We start from the raw sequence: 22,234 nt of genomic DNA on the forward strand, positions 1-22,234 counted from the left end.
GCGGCGCATCCGCCCTCCGGCAGGCACAATGGGGCCATGGCTGTGCGCACCCCCGACCCCAATCCCGGCTGGCTGAGCGACGAGGAGCTGCAGCAGGCCCGGGAGCGCCTGCCGATCCTCTACGTCGAGGCCATCCCGGTGCGCCTCGACGGCATGGGCCAGGTGACCGAGGTCGGGCTGCTGCTGCGCATGAACGAGCAGAGCGAGATGACGCGCACGGTCGTCTCCGGCCGCGTCATGCGCGGCGAGCGCGTGCGCGACGCCCTCTACCGCCACCTCGAGAAGGACCTCGGCCCGATGGCCTTCCCGCAGCTGCCGGCGAGCCCGGTGCCGTTCCACATCGCCGAGTACTTCCCGCTCGTCGGCGACGGGCTCTTCTCCGACGACCGCCAGCACGCCGTCTCGCTCTGCTACATCGTGCCCGTGAGCGGCACGTGCGACCCGCGGCAGGACGCGCTCGAGCTCACGTGGCTCAGCCCCGAGGCGGCGGCGTCCGAGCTCATCGCGAGCGAGATGGAGGGCGGCCGAGGCTCGCTCGTGCGCGCGGCGCTCGCCCACTGCGGCGCGCTGCGCTGACGCGGCGACGTCGGATGCGTCCAGTCGCGATCCGTAGGCTTGCAGGATGAGCGCTGACTACCAGGTGACCCTCGAGTGGGGCGCCGCCGGCGTGCGCGCGGCGTCCGCCGACGTGATCGTCATCGCCGACGCCGACCGCGGCGAGGAGACGCGCGAGCTGCTCGCGCTCGCCCCGCGCACGTCGCTCGTGCTCGACGCGACGATCGCCAACGCATCCGACATCGCCCGCGCCGCGCTCGACGAGCAGGTGCGCCTCGGCGACCGCGCGTCGATCGCGATCGTGGCGGCGGGGGAGCGGTGGGCCGACGGGAGCCTGCGGCCGAACGCCGCCGACCTGCTCGTCGCCGGCCGCGTCGTCGACGCGCTCGCCGAGCTCGGCATCGACTTCCACAGCCCCGCGTGCGCCGCGGCCTGCGCCGCGGCGGTCGCGCTGCGCGGCGCCACGAACACCCTCGTCGCCGCCGACGCGGCGGCCCACCAGAAGGCAGGAGCACGATGAGCTGGCAGGCAGACCCCGCACGCTACGACCGCATGCAGTACCGACGCGCCGGCAGCTCCGGCCTCAAGCTGCCGCTGCTCACGCTCGGCATGTGGCACAACTTCGGCGACGACGTGCCGCTCGAGCGGCAGCGCGAGCTGTTGACCACCGCGTTCGACCGCGGCATCACCCACTTCGACCTCGCCAACAACTACGGCCCGCCCTTCGGCGCCTCGGAGCTCAACTTCGGCCGGGTCATGGCGAGCGACCTCGCGGCGCACCGCGACGAGATCCTCGTCACGACGAAGGCCGGCTGGGACATGTGGCCGGGCCCGTACGGCATCGGCGGCAGCCGCAAGTACCTCATCTCGAGCCTCGACCAGTCGCTCGCGCGCATGGGCCTCGACTACGTCGACATCTTCTACCACCACCGGCCCGACCCCGAGACGCCGCTCGAGGAGACGATGGCGGCGCTCGACCACATCGTGCGCACCGGTCGTGCCCTGTACGTCGGCGTCTCGAGCTACAGCGCCGACGAGACGCGCCGCGCGCACGAGATCCTCGCCTCGCTCGGCACGCCGCTGACGATCCACCAGCCGTCGTACTCGATGCTCAACCGCTGGATCGAGCGCGACGGCCTCCTCGACGCCGCCGGCGAGCTCGGCATCGGCGTGATCGGCTTCACCGCGCTCGCGCAGGGGCTGCTGACCGGCAAGTACCTCGACGGGGTGCCCGCCGACTCGCGCGCCGGCCGCGGCGCGGCCCGCAAGCCGCTCGACACCGACGTCTCGCCCGAGGCGATCGAGCGCATCCGCGGCCTCGGGCGCATCGCCGAGCAGCGCGGGCAGACGCTCGCGCAGCTGGCGCTGTCGTGGGCGCTGCGCGACGAGCGCGTCACGTCGCTCACCATCGGCGCCTCGCGCGTCGAGCAGCTCGAGCAGAACCTGGGCGCGCTCGACAGCCTCTCGTTCGGCGACGACGAGCTCGCGGCGATCGACGAGCTCGCGCGCGACGAGCCGGGCGTCGACCTGTGGGCGGAGGCGCGCGACTCGCGCGGCTGATCCTCGCCGGCGCGCGGCGCCCGAGATCGACGGGTGCCGCGCGTGGGCGGTCGGGGCTAGCGTCGTCGCATGACCTCGAGCGAGGTGCGCACGGCGGGCGAGCGCACGTTCCTGCACGTGCTCGTCAACACGGCGATGGCCAACGTCACGACGAGCTTCCTGTGGTTCGCGCTCACCTTCTGGGTCTACCTCGAGACTCGCTCCGTGCTCGCCACCGGCATCATCGGCGGCGCCTACATGCTGTTCGTCGCGGTCGGCAGCATGCTCTTCGGCTCGATCGTCGACCACCACCGCAAGCTGCGGGTGATGCTGCTCTCCGGCACGGTCACGCTCGGGGCCTTCGCGCTCGCCGGAGCGATGTACCTGCTGCTGCCCGAGTCGGCGCTGCTCGACCTCGCGGCTCCGTGGTTCTGGCTGTTCACCGCGGTGATCCTCGGCGGCGCGGTCGTCGAGCACATGCGCAACATCGCCCTGTCGACCATGGTCACGATGCTCGTGCCCGACGCGCGGCACGCGAACGCGAACGGCATGGTCGGCACGGTGCAGGGCATCGCGTTCATCATCACGAGCGTCTTCTCCGGGATCGCGATCGGGCAGCTCGGCATGGGCTGGACCATCGCGATCGCCGTCGCCCTCACGGCCGCGAGCCTCGCCCACCTGCTGACGCTGCGCGTGCCGGAGGACGTCGTCGCGCTCGACGCCGACGACACGGTGCGCGGCATCGACCTGCGCGGCTCGGTGCGCGCGGTGCTCGCGATCGGCGGCCTGTTCGCGCTCATCGTGTTCTCGACCTTCAACAACCTCATCGGCGGCGTCTACATGGCGCTCATGGACCCGTACGGGCTCGAGCTGTTCAGCGTCGAGGTGTGGGGCATCGTCGTGGGCGTCTCGGCCACCGGCTTCATCATCGGCGGCATGGTGATCGCGAGGCTCGGGCTCGGCAGGCGCCCGATCCGCACGCTGCTGATCGTCGTCATGATCATGGGCGCCCTCGGGGCGCTCTTCACCATCCGCGACTGGTGGTGGCTGTACGCCCTCGGCATCTGGGCGTACATGTGCCTCATCCCGGCGGCCGAGGCCGCCGAGCAGACCATCATCCAGCGCGTCGTGCCGCTCTCGCGGCAGGGCCGGGTCTTCGGCTTCGCGATGGCGTTCGAGGCGGCGGCGGCGCCGGTCACCGCGTTCCTCATCGCCCCGATCGCCGAGTTCTGGATCATCCCGTGGGCACGCTCCGACAGCGGCGCCGCCGCGCTCGAGCCGGTGCTCGGCACGGGCGAGGCGCGGGGCATCGCGCTCGTGTTCCTCATCGCGGGAGCGATCATGGTCGTCGCGTCGGCGCTCGCCTTCCTCACCCGCTCGTACCGCGTCATCAGCGCCTCCTACGAGGCGGCCGCGCCACCCGAGGCGGTCGAGGGCGCGGATGCGCGGGGTGGGCCGGCCGGGGCGGTCGCGCCCGGCGCGGTGCGGGCGGGGGATGCGTCGGCACCGCCCGCAGCTCAGGCGTCCGGCGCGGTGAGCGACGGCGGCAGCGCGGCGGAGCCCAGGTAGGCCGACCGCACCGGGGCGGGGGAATCGACCGCGGTGGCATCGCGCGCCGGCACCGGCGACGCCTCGTCGACGAAGCGCCGCAGCCGATCCCAGCCGAGCACGGCGGCCGGCGGCGGCCCGGTGCGCACCCGCTCGCGCACGGCGTCGAGCGGCAGCGGCGCATCGCTCGCGAGCAGCACCGCGTTGCTGTGGCGGGCACCGGCGAGCGTCGAGCCGGTGGTGACGAGCGCGACGTGGGCGAAGACGGCCCGCAGCGTCGCGAGCTGGCCGCGGAGGAACCGCAGCGGCGGGCCGTCGGCCGAGTTCACGACGAGCGCGCCGCCGGGCTCGAGCGCCGCCCGGGCCGCTGCGAAGCACTCGAGCGTCGTGAAGGGCGCCGGCACCCGCCCCGCGCCGAAGACGTCGATGGTCACGAGCGCGACCGGCGCGGCGACGCGCTCGAGCACGGCGCGCCCGTCGCCGACGACGACGTCGACGCCCGCCGGCAGCGGCGCCGCCTCGGCGACGAGCGCGACGATCGCGGGCTCGAGCTCGACCACCGTCTGGCGCAGGTGCGGCAGCGCCTCCTGCAGCGCCCGCGGCAGCGCTGCCGCGCCGCCGCCGAGGTGCAGCGCGGTACCGCCGCCGGAGGCGGCCAGCGACTCGGCTGCGGCCGCGAGCATCCACCGGTGCGAGGCGTGCCGGGGCGGCGCGCCTGCGGGGCCGAGGTGCGACTGCTCGATGCCGTCGATCACCAGCACGAGCCCGTGCGCGTCGGCGACCAGCCGGGCCTCGAGCCCGTTCGAGAGCGTGCGGGCCGTCACCGCCGGCGCCCGCGGCTCACGCGGCCTGCTCGCGGCGGCGCCAGCGCACCTCGACCACCCGGCGCGCCGAGCGCGTGCACGGCGTGCACGCGTAGCGGCCCCTGGGGGCCCGGAAGCGCACGTGCTCGTGGCCGCCGGGGCACGAGCCCACCCAGCCGGCGCGCTCCGCGGCGATCTCGCCCTGGTGCGTGCGCCCGCCGACGTAGCCGAGCTCGCGCGCGGTGCGCTCCCAGCGCGGCCCGTGGCCCGCGCCCGGCCCGACCATCGCGTGGGCGACCTCGTGCAGGAGCGTCTGATGCACCTCGTCGTCGTCCCAGCGCGCGGCGAGGTGCCGCGAGACCGTGATGCGCCGGTGCGTGTAGTCCGTGAGGCCCGCGCGCTTCGCGGCGCGGTCGAAGGCGAAGCTCCAGCTGTCGTCGAGGTGCAGCCGGATGAGGGCCTCCGCCCAGATCCGCACCCGATCGAGATCAGCCATCCGCTCCTCCTCCAGCCCCGCGCCCGGGAGCGAGCATGCCAGCCGGCGCCCACGCCGCGCCAAGCGGCCGCGGACGCCTGTGGACGGTGGGCGTCAGCGCCCGCCCCAGATGGGGTGCGAGGCGCGCGGCACATCCTGGTCGGCCCGCAGCGCCTCGGTCTGGGCGCGGTCGGTCGCGACGAGCAGCGCGACCTCGGCGGCCTCGAGCTGCTCGGCCGGCAGTTGCGCCTCGCGGCACAGCTCGACCGCGACGGTGAAGTCGACGAGCGACTCGTGCCACTGCTCGAGCGCGAAGTGCACGGTGCCGCGCTGCTGCAGCGCGTGCGCCCAGAGCTCGACCCAGTCGTTCGAGCGCGACTCGGCGATGATCGCCGTGCACTCGCGCAGCGCCGTGCGCAGGTCGCCGCGGGTCTGCACGACCGATGCGCGCAGCAGCCGCGCCTCGGCCACCCGGTCGCGCGAGCCCGAGGCGCGCGCGAGGGTCACCGCCTCGCTCGCCGCCGCGAGCGCCTCGTCGAGCCGGCCGATGCTCTCGAGCAGCCAGGCGCGCTCCGACACCGCGGCGAGCGAGCGCTCGCGGCCGAGCTGGCGCAGCCTGCGGGCCGCGGCCCCGACGTCGACGGCGTTCCGCAGCGCGGTCTGGTCGTAGCCGATCGACTCGCTCATGCGGTCATCGTCCCGCACCGGGGCGGCTTTCCCCGGGAGCCCGCCCCGCGAGCCGCGGAGCGCCCGGCACGACGCAAGCCCGCCGGCGACGATCAGCGGCCGCTGGAGCCACCGCTCGCCGAGGCGCGCTGAGCCGGCGCGCCGGGCTTGCGTTGTGCGCCGGGGCCGCGCGGCCCACACCCGAGAGGGGGCGGATGCGGCGGGTCGCGTCAGCCGAAGACGCCGCGGCCGGGCGCGGGGCTCGGCGTCGCGTCGGCGTCCCGCGCCGGCAGCGCGCCCCCGAGGAAGCGGCGCAGCTCGGCGCCCGAGACGACCTTGCCCGGCAGCGGGTCGCGCCGCAGCGCGCGGCCGATCGCGTCGAGGTCGGGCAGCGCCGCGCCCGCGACCGCCACGACGTTGCCGAACCTGCGGCCCTTGAGCATGCCGGGATCGGCGAGGGCGGCGACCTCGCCGTGCACCTCGTGCAGCGCCGCGAGCTGGCGCTTGGCGAACGCGAGCGTGCGGTCGTCGGCGATGTTCACGACCACGACGCCGTCGGGCGCGAGCAGGTCGCGCACGAGCGCGTGGAACTCGACCGTGGTGACGTGCGCCGGCGTCTGCGAGCCCGAGAAGACATCCACCACCACGAGGTCGGCGCTGCCGCGCAGCCCTGCCGGCAGCCGGCCGAGCTGCTCGCGGGCATCGCCGTAGCGCACGCGCACGCTCGCGCCGCGGGGGAGCGGCGCGACCTCGCGCACGAGCTCGACGAGCAGCGGCTCGAGCTCGATCACCTGCTGGCGGGAGCCCGGGCGGGTCGCGTCGACGTAGCGGGGGAGCGTCAGCGCGCCGGCGCCGAGGTGCACCGCGGTGACCGGGCCGGGCGGCAGCGCGTCGATGACGTGCCCGATCTGCTGCACGTACTCGTAGACGAGCAGCTCCGGCCGCTCGGGGTCGACGTGCGACTGCGGCGTGCCGTCGACGACGAGCTGCCAGCCGCCCGCGCCGGCGAAGCGCATCTCGGCGTGCAGGCCGCTCGAGAGCCGGCGACTGGGGGTCTCCACAGGCACCATTCTCCGCCCTCGCGGCGATCCGGGTCGCGCGCTAGCATCGTCGGACGCAGGGGCGAGGGCCGACACGCCGACCCCGCTGGACATCCGGCCATCCGCGGCGTATCGTAGCCATTTGCGCTCACAGACATCCCCTCTGCCTTCATATTGCGGTCGGCCTGCGCCCTCACAGGGCGCTTCAGGGTGTTGACGAGTCTCTCACCGACGACACGATCCCGGGAAGACCCGCAACCCTTCCCGGCCCGGAGGTATCTGCCTTGGCTGAACTGAGTCCCAAGACCGGTCGGAACGCAAGCCGACTGAGCTTCGCGCGAATCTCGGACACCCTGACCGTCCCCGACCTGCTGGCACTGCAGACCGAGAGCTTCGAATGGCTCATCGGCGACGCTGCCTGGAAGGCCCGCCTCGACCTGGCGAACGCCGAGGGTCGCGACGACGTCCCCGCGCACTCGGGCCTCGAGGAGATCTTCGAGGAGATCTCGCCCATCGAGGACCTGAGCGAGAAGATGCAGCTCTCCTTCTCGGAGCCGGTGCTCGACGTGCCCAAGTACACGATCGACGAGTGCAAGGAGCGCGGCAAGACGTACGCCGCGCCGCTCTACGTCTCGGCCGAGTTCATGAACCACGAGACGGGCGAGATCAAGTCGCAGACCGTCTTCATGGGCGACTTCCCGCTCATGACCGAGAAGGGCACGTTCATCGTGAACGGCACGGAGCGCGTCGTCGTCTCGCAGCTCGTGCGCAGCCCCGGCGTCTACTTCGAGCGCACCCCGGAGAAGAACTCCGACAAGGACATCTACTCGGCGCGCGTCATCCCCAGCCGCGGCGCATGGCTCGAGTTCGAGATCGACAAGCGCGACGCCGTCGGCGTGCGCATCGACCGCAAGCGCAAGCAGTCGGTCACCGTCTTCCTGAAGGCGCTCGGCATGACCGCCGAGGACATCGCGCAGGAGTTCGCCGGCTACGAGTCGATCCTCGCGACGCTCGAGAAGGACGCGCCCATGTCGAAGGAGGACGCCCTCCGCGACATCTACCGCAAGCTGCGTCCGGGCGAGCAGGTCGCCGCCGAGGCCGCCCGTGCGCTGCTCGACAACTTCTACTTCAACCCGAAGCGCTACGACCTGGCGAAGGTGGGTCGCTACAAGATCAACCGCAAGCTCGGCATCGACGCGCCCATGAGCGACTCGGTGCTCTCGGTCGAGGACATCGTCGCGACGATCAAGTACCTCGTCGCGCTGCACGCCGAGGAGACCACGCTGCCGGGCGTCCGCAAGGGCGAGGCCGTCGACATCCGCCTCGACGTCGACGACATCGACCACTTCGGCAACCGTCGCATCCGCGCCGTCGGCGAGCTCATCCAGAACCAGGTCCGCACGGGCCTGGCCCGCATGGAGCGCGTCGTCCGCGAGCGCATGTCCACGCAGGACATCGAGGCGATCACCCCGCAGACCCTGATCAACGTGCGTCCCGTGAGCGCCGCGATCAAGGAGTTCTTCGGCACCTCGCAGCTGTCGCAGTTCATGGATCAGAACAACCCGCTCGCGGGCCTGACCCACAAGCGCCGCCTCTCGGCCCTCGGCCCCGGTGGCCTGAGCCGCGAGCGCGCCGGCGTCGAGGTGCGCGACGTGCACCCCTCGCACTACGGCCGCATGTGCCCGATCGAGACGCCGGAAGGCCCGAACATCGGCCTCATCGGCTCGCTCGCGACCTTCGCGCGCATCAACTCGTTCGGCTTCATCGAGACGCCGTACCGCCGCGTCGAGAACGGCATCGTCGGCGAGCAGATCGACTACCTGACCGCGTCGGAGGAGGACGAGTTCGTCGTCGCCCACGCGAACAACCGCCTCAACTCGAAGCAGCAGTTCGTCGAGGACCGCGTCGTCGCCCGTCGCAAGGGCGAGGAGGTCGAGCTCGTCGTCCCGACCGAGGTCGACTACATGGACGTCTCGCCGCGCCAGATGGTGTCGGTCGCGACGAGCCTCATCCCGTTCCTCGAGCACGACGACGCGAACCGCGCCCTCATGGGTGCGAACATGCAGCGCCAGGCCGTGCCGCTCGTGCGCTCCGAGGCGCCGTTCGTCGGCACCGGCATGGAGGGCTTCGCCGCGATCGACTCCGGCGACGTCATCACCGCCGACAAGGCGGGCGTCGTCGCCGAGGTCTCGGCCGACATGGTCTCGATCCAGCTCGACGAGGGCGGCACGCAGCAGTACTTCCTGCGCAAGTTCGACCGCTCCAACCAGGGCACGTCGTACAACCACCGCGTCATCGTCTCGGCGGGCGACCGCATCGAGGCCGGCGAGGTCATCGCCGACGGCCCCGCGACCGACCAGGGCGAGCTCGCCCTCGGCCGCAACCTGCTCGTGGCGTTCATGCCGTGGGAGGGCCACAACTACGAGGACGCGATCATCCTCAGCCAGAACCTCGTGAAGGACGACGTGCTCTCGTCGATCCACATCGAGGAGTACGAGGTGGATGCGCGCGACACGAAGCTCGGCAAGGAGGAGATCACCCGCGACCTCCCCAACGTCGGTCCCGACCTGCTCGCCGACCTCGACGAGCGCGGCATCATCCGCATCGGCGCCGAGGTCGTGCCGGGCGACATCCTGGTCGGCAAGGTCACGCCGAAGGGCGAGACCGAGCTGTCGGCCGAGGAGCGCCTGCTCCGCGCGATCTTCAACGAGAAGAGCCGCGAGGTGCGCGACACGTCGCTCAAGGTGCCCCACGGCGAGCAGGGCACGGTCATCGCCGTCAAGCAGTTCCGCGCTGAGGACGGCGACGACGAGCTGGGCTCGGGCGTGCACGAGAAGGTCGTGGTCTACATCGCGCAGAAGCGCAAGATCACCGAGGGCGACAAGCTCGCCGGCCGCCACGGCAACAAGGGCGTCATCGCGAAGATCCTGCCCGAGGAGGACATGCCGTTCCTCGCCGACGGCACGCCGGTCGACATCGTGCTGAACCCGCTCGGCATCCCGAAGCGCATGAACTTCGGCCAGGTGCTCGAGACGCACCTCGGCTGGATCGCGAAGACGGGCTGGAAGGTCGATGGCACGCCGGAGTGGGCGGAGGGTCTCGACCCCCGCACGCTCGAGGCGCCCGCCGACACGAAGGTGGCCACGCCGGTGTTCGACGGCGCGACCGAGGAGACCATCATCGGCCTGCTCGACGCGACGCTCCCGACGCGCGACGGCCTCCGCCTCATCGACGGCTCGGGCAAGGCCAACCTGCTCGACGGCCGCTCGGGCGAGCCGTTCCCGTACCCGATCTCGGTCGGCTACATGTACATCCTCAAGCTGCACCACCTGGTCGACGACAAGATCCACGCGCGCTCGACCGGGCCGTACTCGATGATCACGCAGCAGCCCCTGGGCGGCAAGGCGCAGTTCGGCGGCCAGCGGTTCGGCGAGATGGAGGTCTGGGCGCTCGAAGCGTACGGCGCGGCCTACACGCTGCAGGAGCTCCTCACCATCAAGTCGGACGACATCGTCGGCCGCGTGAAGGTGTACGAGGCGATCGTCAAGGGCGAGAACATCCAGGAGCCCGGCATCCCCGAGTCCTTCAAGGTGCTCATGAAGGAGATGCAGTCGCTCTGCCTGAACGTCGAGGTGCTGAACGCAGCCGGCGACGTCGTCACGCTGCGCGATGACGAGGACGAGGCCCTCCGCACGGCCGAGGAGCTCGGCATCAACATCTCCCGGCCGGAGATGTCGTCGATCGACGACATCTGATCCAGCAGCCGCAGACAGAACTTCGAAACAAGAGGGAAATGCATTGATCGACGCAACCACGTTCGATGAGCTGCGGATCGGCCTGGCAACGGCCGACGACATCCGGGGCTGGTCCTATGGCGAAGTGAAGAAGCCGGAGACCATCAACTACCGCACGCTGAAGCCGGAGAAGGACGGCCTGTTCGGCGAGCAGATCTTCGGCCCGAGCCGCGACTGGGAGTGCGCGTGCGGCAAGTACAAGCGCGTGCGCTTCAAGGGCATCGTCTGCGAGCGCTGCGGTGTCGAGGTCACGAAGTCGTCGGTGCGCCGCGAGCGCATGGGCCACATCGAGCTCGCCGCCCCCGTCACGCACATCTGGTACTTCAAGGGCGTGCCCAGCCGCCTCGGCTACCTGCTCGACATGGCGCCGAAGGACCTCGAGAAGGTCATCTACTTCGCCGCGTACATGATCATCCGGGTCGACACCGAGGCTCGTCACGAGCGCCTGCCGCAGCTCGAGCAGGAGCTGCGCCTCAAGGTCGCCGAGATCGAGAAGCGCCGTGACGCCGACATCGCCGAGCGCCTCTCGCAGCTGGAGGCCGACGTCGCCCAGCTCGAGGAGGAGGGCGCCAAGGCCGACCAGAAGCGCAAGGTCAAGGACGCCGGCGAGCGCGAGATGGCGCAGCTGCGCAAGATCGCCGACGACCAGATCGCCCACATGGAGCGCGTCTTCGACGACTTCCGCACCCTGAAGGTCGGCGACCTGAAGGCGGAGGACGCGGCGTACCACGACCTCACCGACCTGTACGGCGAGTTCTTCGAGGGCCACATGGGCGCCGAGGCGATCAAGCTGCGCCTGCTCGCCTTCGACCTGGCCGCCGAGGCCGAGGACCTGCACACGCAGATCGCCGAGGGCAAGGGCCAGCGCAAGATCCGCGCGATCAAGCGCCTCAAGGTCGTCAACTCGTTCCTGCAGACGGGCAACAGCCCGGCCGCGATGGTGCTCGACGTCGTCCCGGTCATCCCGCCGGAGCTGCGCCCGATGGTGCAGCTCGACGGTGGCCGCTTCGCGACGAGCGACCTGAACGACCTCTACCGCCGCGTCATCAACCGCAACAACCGACTCCGCCGCCTGCTCGACCTCGGTGCCCCCGAGATCATCGTGAACAACGAGAAGCGCATGCTGCAGGAGGCGGTCGACGCCCTGTTCGACAACGGCCGCCGCGGCCGTCCCGTCACGGGCACCGGCAACCGCGCGCTGAAGTCGCTCTCCGACATGCTGAAGGGCAAGCAGGGCCGGTTCCGCCAGAACCTGCTCGGCAAGCGCGTCGACTACTCGGGCCGCTCGGTCATCGTGGTCGGCCCGCAGCTGCAGCTGCACCAGTGCGGCCTGCCCAAGCAGATGGCGCTCGAGCTGTTCAAGCCGTTCGTCATCAAGCGCCTGATCGACCTGGGCCACTCCCAGAACATCAAGCACGCCAAGCGCATGGTCGAGCGGTCGAAGCCGCAGGTGTGGGACGTGCTCGAGGAGATCATCCGCGAGCGCCCCGTGCTGCTGAACCGCGCGCCCACGCTGCACCGCCTCGGCATCCAGGCCTTCGAGCCGCTGCTCGTCGAGGGCAAGGCCATCCAGCTGCACCCGCTCGTCTGCTCGGCGTTCAACGCCGACTTCGACGGCGACCAGATGGCCGTGCACCTGCCGCTGTCGGTCGAGGCCCAGGCCGAGGCCCGCGTGCTGATGCTCGCGTCGAACAACATCCTGAAGCCGTCCGACGGCCGCCCGGTGACGCTCCCGACCCACGAGATCGTCTCCGGCCTGCACCACCTCACCACGGTGAAGGCGGATGCGGTGGGCACGGGCCGCGCGTTCTCCTCGGTCGCCGAGGCGATCATGGCCATGGACCAGGGCTCCCTGGACCTCGGTGCCGTGGTGCGCATCCGCCTGTCGGGCCTGGTCTTCCGCGACCAGGACCGCCCGGAGGGCTTCGTCGACGGTGAGCCGTTCCTGCACGAGACGACGCTCGGCCGCGCGCTCTTCAACGAGCTGCTGCCGGACGACTTCCCGTTCGTCTCCGAGGTCGCGGCGAAGCCGGTCATCTCGCTCATCGTCAACGCGCTCGCCGAGCGCTACCCGAAGACCGTGGTGGCGGCGACGCTCGACAAGATCAAGGACGCGGGCTTCTACTGGGCCACGCGCTCGGGCATCTCGGTCGCGCTCTCGGACGTCATCACCCCCGCGCGCAAGGGCGAGATCGTCGCCGCCGCGGAAGAGGTGGCGCGCAAGGTGCAGGACAAGTTCGAGAAGGGCCTCATCACCGACGCCGAGCGTCGCGGTGACCTGACCGAGCTCTGGACGAAGGCCACCAACGAGGTGCAGAAGGCGACGCAGGACGCGTTCGACGAGGGCAACTCGATCTACCGCATGGTGACCGCCGGCGCGAACGGCAACTGGATCCAGGTGCGCAACATCACCGGCATGCGAGGCCTGGTGACGAACCCGAAGGGCGAGGTCATCCCGCGTCCGATCATCTCCTCGTACCGCGAGGGGCTGACGGTGGCGGAGTACTTCATCGCCACGCACGGCGCGCGCAAGGGCTCGGCCGACACCGCGCTCCGCACCGCCGACTCGGGCTACCTGACGCGTCGACTCGTCGACGTCTCGCAGGACGTCATCATCCGCGAGGACGACTGCGGCACGGAGCGCGGCCTCGACACCCCGATCGCCGAGCTGGTCGACGGCCAGCTGGTGCTGCACGAGAACGTGGAGTCCGCGGTCTACGCCCGCAACGTCGCCACGGACGTCGTCGCGGCCGACGGCACGGTGCTCGCCACGGCGGGCTCCGACATCGGCGACCTCGAGATCCGCGCGTTCATCGCCGCGGGCGTCGAGCAGGTCAAGGTGCGCTCGGTGCTCACGTGCGAGTCGGCGGTCGGCGTCTGCGCCCACTGCTACGGCCGCTCGCTGGCCACCGGCAAGCTCGTCGACATCGGCGAGGCGGTCGGCATCATCGCCGCCCAGTCGATCGGCGAGCCCGGCACGCAGCTCACCATGCGCACGTTCCACACGGGCGGCTCGGTCGGCGCGAGCGACATCACGCAGGGTCTGCCCCGCGTGACGGAGCTCTTCGAGGCCCGCACCCCGAAGAACTCCTCGCCGATCGCCGAGGCGGCCGGCCGGGTGCGCATCGAGGAGGACGAGAAGTCGAAGCGCGTCGTGCTCACGCCCGACAACGGCGACGAGGAGCTCGTCTACCAGGTGCTGCGCCGCGCGACGCTGGAGGTCGGCGACGGCGACCACGTCGAGCAGGGCCAGCAGCTGCAGGTGGGCTCGGTCGACCCGAAGGAGGTGCTGCGCGTGCGCGGCGTCCGCGAGGTGCAGAAGCACCTGGTCTCGGGCGTCCAGGACGTGTACCGCTCGCAGGGCGTGCCGATCCACGACAAGCACATCGAGGTCATCGTGCGGCAGATGCTGCGCAAGGTGACGGTCGTCGACCACGGCGAGACCGACCTGCTCCCGGGTGAGCTCGTCGACCGCTCGCGGTACAACGAGCTGAACCGCGCGGCGCTCACCGAGGGCAAGAAGACGGCCTCGGCCCGCCAGGAGGTCATGGGCATCACGAAGGCGTCGCTCGCGACGGAGTCGTGGCTGTCGGCCGCCTCCTTCCAGGAGACGACCAAGGTGCTGACCGAGGCGGCTCTGGCCGGCAAGCGCGACCCGCTGCTCGGCCTCAAGGAGAACGTCATCATCGGCAAGCTCATCCCCGCGGGCACCGGCCTGGCGCGCTATCGCGACGTCTCGGTCGAGGCCACGGAGGAGGCGAAGGCGGAGCGCTACCCGAACCGCCTGTTCGCCGACGCCGGCGGCGTGGACGAGTCCGACCTGTCCTACCTCGACTTCGACGCCTTCACCGGCGGCGAGCTCGGCGAGGAGCCCGGGCAGTACGTCTAGCCCGCAGTCGACGAAGGGGCCGCACCCGCGAGGGTGCGGCCCCTCCGTCGTGCCCGGGGCAAAACGGATGCGCGCGGTGCGGCGCGGGGGACGCCCGGCGCGCCGTGCCTAGAATCGGCCGACGGCGCGGCACCGAGCCGCCTCAGGAGGTTTCACCATGAGCGACGAGCAGCCCACCTCGTGGCGCGATCGGTTCTTCGGCAGCGCATCGGCCAAGGAGCCCACCACGGGCGACACCGGCGCTGAGGCCGTCGAGCCCTCGACGAGCGAGCGCCAGGTGCACCACCACTCGGCCGACGACGCGCCCGACGACGCGGAGGTCGCGGCCACCTCGGTCTCCGAGCACGACGAGCACCAGCCGCTCGTGGAGCACGAGCCGGGCACCGACACCGCGCCGCTCGACACCGGGGTCGCCGACGACCGGGGCGACAGCCCCATCGAGCCGACCGTGATCGCGCCCTCGACGCTGCGCGGCCCGTCGCACTCGGCCGCCGCGCCCGACGACATGGCCCGCACCGACGCCCACGAGGCGCACGGCGACGCGGCGGCCAGCTCGCTCGAGCAGCAGCCCGAGCTCGCCCCGCACGAGCCCGAGGGCCCCCGTGACGCGGCGGCCGACGGCGACGACGCCTCGCGCGACGCGGGCGACGGCCCGCCTCCGCTCGTCGAGCCGCGCCGCCCCTCCTTCGGCCTGCGCCGCCACACCGCCGGCACGGACGCCGGCGCGGCCGGTGACGTCGGCGGCGACGGCACGCCCGACGGCGACCCCGCGCCCGACGCCGATCGCGGCCACGCCGGCGCGCTCGCCGCGGGCGGCGTCGCCGCCGCCGGAGCCGCAGGTGCCGCCGCCGCCTCCCGCGACGGCCGCTCCGACCGCGACGTCGTCGAGCCGGAGCCGACGCAGGCGATGGACGCCCAGCACCACGACGACCAGGCCACCCGTGCGATCGACACGCACGACGCCGACGGCGACACCCGCGTGCTCGAGCAGCAGCCGGGCGCCGACGAGCGCACGCAGCGCTTCGGCATCGTGCGCGACGAGGTGCCCGCATCGGCGATCGCGGTCGACGAGGAGACGGCGCGCGCGGCCTCGGGCGGCACGCCCATCGTGCTCGTCGAGGAGCCCGTGCCGCCGCGCCGGAAGGGCGCCCGCGGGGTCGGCTTCGCGGTCGCGCTCCTCGCAACGGCGATCTTCGCGCTCGTGTTCGCCGCCGCGTTCTTCGCGGTCGGCTACCTCTTCGACCGCGGCTTCGACGCCGCCGAGACGCTCGAGACCGTGTGGCTGCGGCCCTCGTTCCTCCTGCCGGTCATCGTCTTCTTCCTCGCCTACTGGCTGGTCACGCTCGTCGTCAACCGCGCAGGCTGGTGGGCGCACGTGCTCGGCGCCTTCCTCGTCGCGCTCCTCGTCTACGCCGCGCACATCGGCGGCGCCTACATGGAGGCGGAGGGCGGCTGGGAGAGCTACACGGCGCTCCCGGGCATCGACGCGGAGGAGCTGGGCCAGCTGATCCTGGCGCCGCTGTCGGTGCTCGCGTTCGTCATCGCGCGCGAGGTGCCGGTGTGGGTCGGCGGGATCGTCTCCCGCCGCGGCCGCCGCGCCCGCGAGTGGAACCGCCAGGCGATGGACGACTTCAACGCCGAGAACGCCGAGCGCCTCGCGGCCTACGAGCGCGCTCGGGCTTGAGCGCGCGACACACCGCCCAGACTCGAGGCTCGCTCATCTGACACAATGGCCGCGGTCACGCTCTGCAAGCGTGCCCTCAGGTTTCGGTCAGCGTTTCTCATGAGGTGGGGGAACCGGTCTTGCTCCGGTGGGTGAAGCACCACCGCAGGTCTGCGGCAGCGGGCGGTCTCGTCACCGCCGTCTCAGTCGCGCTCGGGATCCTCGCGTTCACCTACGACGGCTTCACGACCACCGACGTCGACCTCAACGACGGCGGCGTCTGGGTGACGCGCACGAGCACGCAGGAGCTCGGCCGCATCAACATCCAGGCCGAGGAGCTCGACGCCGGCCTGACGTCGCCGACGGCGACCTTCGACGTGCTGCAGGACGGCGACCGGGTCCTGCTCCACAACCAGGAGGCATCCGCCGCCCTCGTCGTCGACCCGCTGCAGGTCGCCACGGGCACGAGCGTGCAGCTGCCGCCGCAGGGCGAGATCGCGATGGGCGGCGGCATCGTCGCGATCCTCGACCCCGCCGACGGCTTCCTCTGGGCGATGCCCTTCGACGAGCTGGGCGGGTTCTCTGCCGAGAGCACCGACCCGATCGCCGAGCTCGGCGAGGGGGCGGCGGTCGCCGTGGGGCTCGACGGCACCGTGCACGCCGTCTCGCCCGGCGGCGCGCAGCAGGTGGTGGTGCCGCTCGAGGACGGCGTGCTCGACGAGCCGCGCTTCCGCGAGCGGGGCGAGCTGCGCGAGATGGCCGACCCCGTCGTCACCGCCGTCGGCGCCGAGCCGGTCGTGCTCGACGCGAGCACGGGCGCCCTACTGCTGCCCGGCCGCGCCGTCGAGGTGCCCGAGGGCGCCGCGGTGCAGCTCGTCGGCGACGCGTCCGACCGCGTGGTCCTGTCGACGGCGACCCAGCTCATCCGCCAGCCGATCGGCGGCGGCGAGCCCGAGGTCGAGGAGCACCCGGACGGTGGCGACGCCGTGCGCCCCGTGCAGCTCGACGGCTGCGTCTACGGCGTCTGGCCCGCCGCGGCCGACTTCGTGCGCGACTGCCAGGACGACGCGCGCGACCACCGCGTGCAGGTCGAGGGGATGGACGGCTCGCCCACCGCCTTCCGCGTCAACCGCGACGCGGTCGTGCTCAACCAGTTCGTGCAGGGCGCCTCGTGGATCCTCGCCGACACGCTCATCATGGTCGACAACTGGGACGATCTCGTGCCGCCGGAGTCGGAGGAGCAGTCCGAGGAGGAGGAGGACGAGTCCACCGAGGACCTCCTGACCAACCAGCCTCCGCCCGTCAACGAGGAGAACACCGCGCCGGTCGCGAACGACGACCGGTTCGGCGCGCGGCCGGGCCGCTCGACGATCCTGCCGGTGCTGTGGAACGATGTCGACGCCGACGGCGATGTGCTCACGGCCGCGGTCGCGGGTCCCCTCCCCGAGGGCGTGAGCGTCGCCCCGGTCGCCAACGACTCGCGGCTGCAGCTCGAGCTGCCGGCCGACTACGCCGGCGGCGGCTTCAGCTTCTCGTACGAGATCGACGACGGCCGCGGCGAGACCGACGAGGCGACCGTGGCCGTGCAGGTGCGCGCCCAGAGCGAGAACGGCGCGCCCGAGCAGCTGCGCGCGCAGGCGTTCGCCGTCGAGCAGGGCGGCGAGTACGAGTACCAGGCGCTCAGCGACTGGCTCGACCCCGACGGCGACGACCTCTACCTGCAGGGCGCCACCTCCGCCTCGGGCGACACGATCCAGACCGACCCGTCGGGCCGCCTCATCTACACGGCCACCGGCGACGTCGGCATCCAGCAGGTCGAGATCACCGTCTCCGACGGCCGCACCGAGACGACCGCCGAGGTCACCGTCGACGTGCGCGAGCGCGGCGACGCGAACCCGCTCGCGAACGCCGACTTCATCACGACCATCGAGGGCCGCGAGGCCACGGTGCGCCCGATGCTGAACGACTTCTCGCCCTCGGGGCGGCCGCTGCGCCTCGCGTCGGTCGAGCCCGCCGAGGGGCTCGAGATGACGTGGGATGCGTCGACCGGCACGGTGCGGATCACGGGCGGCGCGGTCGGCACCCACTACTTCACCTACATGATCGCGGACGGACCGCTGGCGAGCCAGGGGCGCGTGCGCGTCGACATCCGCACGCCCGACGACGAGGCGCGACCGGTCGCCGTGCGCGACATCGCGCTCGTGCCGCAGCAGGGCAGCGCCGTCGTCGACCTGCTCGCGAACGACGTCGACCCGGCCGGCGGCGTGCTCGTCGTGCAGCAGTTCACGATCGAGAACGCGGCGCCGGTCACGGTCGAGCTGCGCGACCGCCGCATCGTCAGCATCGTGGACAACCGCAGCCTCGAGAGCCCCTTCCAGTTCACCTACACCGTCTCGAACGGCCGCTACTCCGAGACCGGCACGGTCGAGGTGATCCCGGTCGCGCCGCCCGAGCAGCCGCGCGCGCCGAAGGCCGTCGATGACGCGGCGACCGTGCGCGCGGGCGACTACGCGACGGTCGACGTGCTCGGCAACGACTTCTCGCCCGACGGCACGCCGTTCGAGATCAACCCGCAGGTGATCGACACGAGCTTCGCCTCGGAGGAGGAGGGCGTCGCCTTCATCTCCGAGGGCAAGCTGCGCGTGCACGCGCTCGAGGGCGGGCCGACGCGCGCGACCGTCACCTACGAGATCCTCGACGAGCTCGGCAACCGCGACTCGGCGACGGTCGCGGTGACGATCGTGCCGCGCGAGGCCGAGCAGAACGCGCCGCCCGCGCCCGAGACGGTCACCTCCCGCGTGCTCGCCGGCGCGACCGTGCGCATCCCCATCCCGCTCGACGGCATCGACCCCGACGGCGACGGCGTCGAGCTCGTCGGCTACGACACGGGCCCCGACGGCGGGCGCGTGCTGCCCGAGGTCGGACCCGACTACTTCGACTTCGAGGCGTTCCCCGGCAGCGCCGGCACCGTCGAGTTCACCTACCGCGTGCGCGACCGCTGGGGCGCCGAGGGCACGGCGACCGCGATCATCGGCATCGCGCAGGCCGCCGACGTCAACCAGACGCCGTTCGCGCAGACCGACCTCATCACGGTGCGCCCCGATCGCGCGATCGCCGTCCCGGTGCTCGAGAACGACTCCGACCCCGACCAGGACGCGCTGACGCTGCAGGTCGACGGGCTCGAGCTGCCCTCCGAGCTGGGCGAGGCCGAGGTCAACACCGAGCGCAGCACGGTCGACCTGCGGTCGCCCTCGGCGCCCGGCGACTACCAGTTCACCTACGCGGTGGTGGATGCGCGGGGCGCGAGCACGACCGGCACGGTGCTCCTGACGGTCGCCGATGACGCGCCACTGCAGCCGCCGGCCGCGCGCGACGACCCGCTGCCGCGCGACCAGGTCGAGCTCGATCAGGCCTTCGACGTGCCCGTGCTCGAGAACGACCTCGACCCCGACGGCGACCCGAGCGACCTCGAGCTGTCGATCGTCACGGGCGCGGGCCGCGTGGTCGGCGACATGGTGCAGGTCGTGCCCTCGGAGGAGTTCCAGGTCGTCACCTACCGCGTCACCGACATCGACGGGCTCGCGGCGGAGGCGTTCGTCGCCGTGCCGCCGGTGCGCGACCGGGCGCCGTACCTCGCATCGACCCAGGCGCTGCAGATCGGATCGGGGCTCGAGCTCATCATCGAGCTGCGCGACGAGGTGACCGTGCCGAGCGGCGCGGCTCCGCGCATCACCTCCGGCGACACGGTGACGGCCGTCAACGCCGAGGGCTCGCTCATCGTCGACAACGACACGCTGCGCTTCCAGTCGCCGCAGGGCTACGTGGGCCCCGCATCCATCACCTTCGAGGTGACCGACGGCGACGGGCCCGACGACCCCGACGGCAACACGGCGATGCTGACGATCCCGATCGACGTGACGCCGTCGAGCGCGATCCCGCCGAGCTTCGCGGGCGCGGTCGTGCGCCCCGAGGCGGGCGAGCGCGCCGCGACGTTCGACCTGCTCGACGCCACCACCGACCCCGACGTCGGCGATATGGAGGCGATGCGCTTCGAGCTGCGCGGCGGCTCGATGCCCGGCGTGCAGCACTCGCTCGAGGGCTCGGTCTTCACCGCCTCCGCCGACCGCACGACCGCGCCCGGCACCACCGGCTCGTTCCAGATCGTGGCGATCGACCCGCTCGGCAACGAGGCGCCCGGCACCGTGGTCGTCGAGGTCGTCGCGACGACGAGGCCGATGGCGATCGCGCGGCCCGACACCGGCGAGGCGACGGCGAGCGAGCCGATCACGGTCGACGTGCTCGCCAACGACTTCAACCCCTACGCCGACGACGGCGTGCCGCTCGAGATCGTCTCGGCCGAGCTCGTCGCGGGCCAGGGCCAGCCGTCGACCGACGGCCGCCAGGTGACGGTCACGCCCGCCGCCGACTTCTCGGGCGTGCTGACGGTGCGCTACACGGTGCAGGACGGCACCGACCGCGCCGAGCGCCAGGTGACCGGCACGCTCACGCTCAACGTCAAGGCGCGCCCGGACGCGCCCCCGCGGCCGAACGTCGATGCGGTCGGCGACTCGCAGGTCACGCTCACCTGGGCGGCGCCGCCGTCGAACGGCGCGCCCATCCTCGGCTACGTCGTGCAGTCGACCGACGGCGCGATCAGCTTCCCCTGCTCGTCGACGACCTGCACGGTGACGGGGCTCACGAACAACACCACCTACCTGTTCCAGGTCGTGGCCGAGAACGAGGTCGGTCTCTCCGACCCGTCCCCGGCCTCCAACGAGGCGCGCCCCGACGTGCGGCCCGACCAGCCGGCGCCGCCGGCCGTCGAGCGCGGCGACACGCAGGTCGGCCTGACATGGACGCCGCCGGCCAACAACGGCTCGCCCATCCAGCACTACGTCGTCGAGATCTCGCCCCCGGCGCCGGGCGGCGTCGTGCAGCAGCAGGCGGCGGGCACGAGCTTCACCTGGACAGGCCTCACGAACGGCACGGCCTACACGTTCCGCATCCAGGCCGTGAACCTCGCGCCCGAGCCGAGCGACTTCTCGGCGTACTCGCAGCCGGTCACGCCCGCGGGCCCGCCCACCCAGGTGCAGCAGGTGTCGGCGAGCCCCGACCGGTCGATCCCGGGCGAGGTGCAGATCCAGGTGACGTGGCAGGCGCCGAACCCCAACGGCGCGACGATCGAGACGTACACGGTCACGCCCTCGGTGGGGCAGCCGCAGGTCGTCACCGGCACCTCGGCGAACTTCCGCTTCGAGGCGGCCGACCAGAACGTGACGTTCACGGTGACGGCGACCAACGACGCCGGCACGAGCCAGCCCTCGGCCGCATCCGCGCCGGTGCGCACCTACACCGCGCCCGATGCGCCGAGCGGCGTGAGCGCGACCGACGGCAACGGCGACTCGGTCGTCAGCTGGACGCCGGGCGACCCGAACGGCCTGCGCGCCAATGAGATCCGCTTCGAGGTGCGCGGCGGCGGTGCGGGCGCCCAGTCGTTCGGCCCGGGCGGCACCTACACCGGGATGGACAACAACGGCGGCCCGTACACCTTCGAGGTGCGGGCGGTCGCGGTCGTCGACGGCACCACGTACGCGAGCGGGTGGACCGCGGCGGGCAACGTCGCGCGACCATACGGCGCGATCGGCAGCCCGTCGGCGAGCGGCAGCGGCCAGGTCGAGCAGGTGACCTTCCAGTGGAGCGCTCCCGCGCGGAACGGCCGGAACATCACCACGCGCATCCGGATCGACAACGGCAGCTGGCAGTCGGTGCGCAACAGCGACTCCATCACCGTCGGTGCGCGGGGCGGGCAGACGGTGCAGATCACGGTCGAGTCCTCGACCGGCGCCGACCCGACCGGGCACGGCGCGCAGACGACCACCGCGACCGCGCAGGCGACCGCCGAGGTGCGCCTCAACCCCCGAGTGACGCTGTCGAAGGGGGACGTCGCGTATCCCGGTGGCTCCAACCCATGCGCTGGCGCGAACGGCGAGCCGTGCCGCTACTTCCAGCTCAATTGGCAGGACCTGCGGCCGGGCAACTACCAGTTCAGCTGTCACAACACCGCTTCGAACGGCGGCGCCCAGTTCCAGAGCGGCACCGTCAGCGTCGGTTCGCTCAGCGGCTCGACGCAGAACCGCGCGAACGGCGACAAGATGTGCTACTCCGGCTTCGCCGGTGACGCGTGGATGCAGATCAGCGGCGGCCCCGACAACGTCAACCTCAGCACGCCCCGAGTGCGGTGGCCGTGATCGACAGGAGAGCA

12 protein-coding genes are annotated in these 22,234 nt (G+C 72.2%); 8 read left to right on the forward strand and 4 right to left on the reverse strand.

What is annotated here, in order from left to right; translation table 11 throughout:
• Nucleotides 1-36 precede the first annotated feature (36 nt).
• The 4 genes from MU522_RS06410 to MU522_RS06425 all read left to right on the forward strand — a co-directional run bounded on the left by MU522_RS06410 (nucleotide 37) and on the right by MU522_RS06425 (nucleotide 3,663).
• Entirely contained in the window at nucleotides 37-576 is a 540-nt protein-coding gene (locus MU522_RS06410; RefSeq protein WP_128188748.1) for an NUDIX hydrolase family protein, read from the forward strand.
• Between the two features lie 46 nt (nucleotides 577-622).
• Nucleotides 623-1,075, forward strand: a complete 453-nt coding sequence (locus tag MU522_RS06415) for a hypothetical protein (protein ID WP_128188747.1) — start codon at nucleotides 623-625, stop codon at nucleotides 1,073-1,075.
• Nucleotides 1,072-2,115: an L-glyceraldehyde 3-phosphate reductase gene (gene mgrA, locus MU522_RS06420; RefSeq protein WP_128188746.1), complete on the forward strand. Its 1,044-nt coding sequence runs from the start codon at nucleotides 1,072-1,074 to the stop codon at nucleotides 2,113-2,115. The genes MU522_RS06415 and mgrA overlap by 4 nt, the downstream gene beginning before the upstream one ends.
• Before the next feature lie 69 nt (nucleotides 2,116-2,184).
• Entirely contained in the window at nucleotides 2,185-3,663 is a 1,479-nt protein-coding gene (locus MU522_RS06425) for an MFS transporter (RefSeq protein WP_246993322.1), read from the forward strand.
• Here MU522_RS06425 and MU522_RS06430 read toward each other — a convergent pair.
• From MU522_RS06430 to MU522_RS06445, 4 genes are all read right to left on the reverse strand, one after another.
• Nucleotides 3,612-4,466, reverse strand: coding sequence for a fused MFS/spermidine synthase (locus MU522_RS06430; protein ID WP_246993324.1), 855 nt, complete (start codon nucleotides 4,464-4,466; stop codon nucleotides 3,612-3,614). The two genes, MU522_RS06425 and MU522_RS06430, sit on opposite strands and share 52 nt — an antisense overlap.
• 16 nt (nucleotides 4,467-4,482) lie before the next feature.
• Nucleotides 4,483-4,941: a SprT-like domain-containing protein gene (locus MU522_RS06435; RefSeq protein ID WP_128188743.1), complete on the reverse strand. Its 459-nt coding sequence runs from the start codon at nucleotides 4,939-4,941 to the stop codon at nucleotides 4,483-4,485.
• A 93-nt stretch (nucleotides 4,942-5,034) separates the two neighbouring features.
• The gene (locus MU522_RS06440; protein WP_128188742.1) at nucleotides 5,035-5,607 is read right to left on the reverse strand and encodes a hypothetical protein; all 573 of its coding nucleotides are present in this window, start codon (nucleotides 5,605-5,607) and stop codon (nucleotides 5,035-5,037) included.
• Nucleotides 5,608-5,816: 209 nt separating this feature from the next.
• Nucleotides 5,817-6,656, reverse strand: coding sequence for a fused MFS/spermidine synthase (locus MU522_RS06445; protein ID WP_128188741.1), 840 nt, complete (start codon nucleotides 6,654-6,656; stop codon nucleotides 5,817-5,819).
• Nucleotides 6,657-6,910: 254 nt separating this feature from the next.
• Between MU522_RS06445 and rpoB the strand changes: the two genes are divergently transcribed.
• From rpoB to MU522_RS06465, 4 genes are all read left to right on the forward strand, one after another.
• The gene (rpoB, locus tag MU522_RS06450) at nucleotides 6,911-10,381 is read left to right on the forward strand and encodes a DNA-directed RNA polymerase subunit beta (protein WP_128188740.1); all 3,471 of its coding nucleotides are present in this window, start codon (nucleotides 6,911-6,913) and stop codon (nucleotides 10,379-10,381) included.
• 43 nt (nucleotides 10,382-10,424) lie between these two features.
• On the forward strand, nucleotides 10,425-14,309 hold the full coding sequence (gene rpoC, locus MU522_RS06455; protein WP_146355723.1) for a DNA-directed RNA polymerase subunit beta': 3,885 nt from the start codon (nucleotides 10,425-10,427) through the stop codon (nucleotides 14,307-14,309).
• A 157-nt stretch (nucleotides 14,310-14,466) separates the two neighbouring features.
• Nucleotides 14,467-15,993 (forward strand): hypothetical protein, encoded by a 1,527-nt coding sequence (locus tag MU522_RS06460; RefSeq protein WP_246993326.1) that lies wholly within the window; start codon nucleotides 14,467-14,469, stop codon nucleotides 15,991-15,993.
• A gap of 131 nt (nucleotides 15,994-16,124) precedes the next feature.
• Nucleotides 16,125-22,220 carry an Ig-like domain-containing protein gene (locus tag MU522_RS06465; protein ID WP_246993328.1) on the forward strand — a complete coding sequence of 2,032 codons (6,096 nt, stop codon included), beginning with the start codon at nucleotides 16,125-16,127 and terminating at the stop codon, nucleotides 22,218-22,220.
• The last annotated feature ends 14 nt before the right edge of the window (nucleotides 22,221-22,234 follow it).

It is taken from the genome of Agrococcus sp. SCSIO52902 (genome assembly GCF_022983135.1).
Taxonomy (GTDB): domain Bacteria; phylum Actinomycetota; class Actinomycetes; order Actinomycetales; family Microbacteriaceae; genus Agrococcus; species Agrococcus sediminis.

What these genes read in the sequence shown, in the direction of transcription:
- MU522_RS06410 (WP_128188748.1), top strand. Translation starts at nt 37, where the DNA reads ATGGCTGTGCGCACCCCCGACCCCAATCCCGGCTGGCTGAGCGACGAG.
- MU522_RS06415 (WP_128188747.1), top strand. Translation starts at nt 623, where the DNA reads ATGAGCGCTGACTACCAGGTGACCCTCGAGTGGGGCGCCGCCGGCGTG.
- mgrA (WP_128188746.1), top strand. Translation starts at nt 1,072, where the DNA reads ATGAGCTGGCAGGCAGACCCCGCACGCTACGACCGCATGCAGTACCGA.
- MU522_RS06425 (WP_246993322.1), top strand. Translation starts at nt 2,185, where the DNA reads ATGACCTCGAGCGAGGTGCGCACGGCGGGCGAGCGCACGTTCCTGCAC.
- MU522_RS06435 (WP_128188743.1), bottom strand. Translation starts at nt 4,941, where the DNA reads ATGGCTGATCTCGATCGGGTGCGGATCTGGGCGGAGGCCCTCATCCGG.
- MU522_RS06440 (WP_128188742.1), bottom strand. Translation starts at nt 5,607, where the DNA reads ATGAGCGAGTCGATCGGCTACGACCAGACCGCGCTGCGGAACGCCGTC.
- MU522_RS06445 (WP_128188741.1), bottom strand. Translation starts at nt 6,656, where the DNA reads ATGGTGCCTGTGGAGACCCCCAGTCGCCGGCTCTCGAGCGGCCTGCAC.
- MU522_RS06460 (WP_246993326.1), top strand. Translation starts at nt 14,467, where the DNA reads ATGAGCGACGAGCAGCCCACCTCGTGGCGCGATCGGTTCTTCGGCAGC.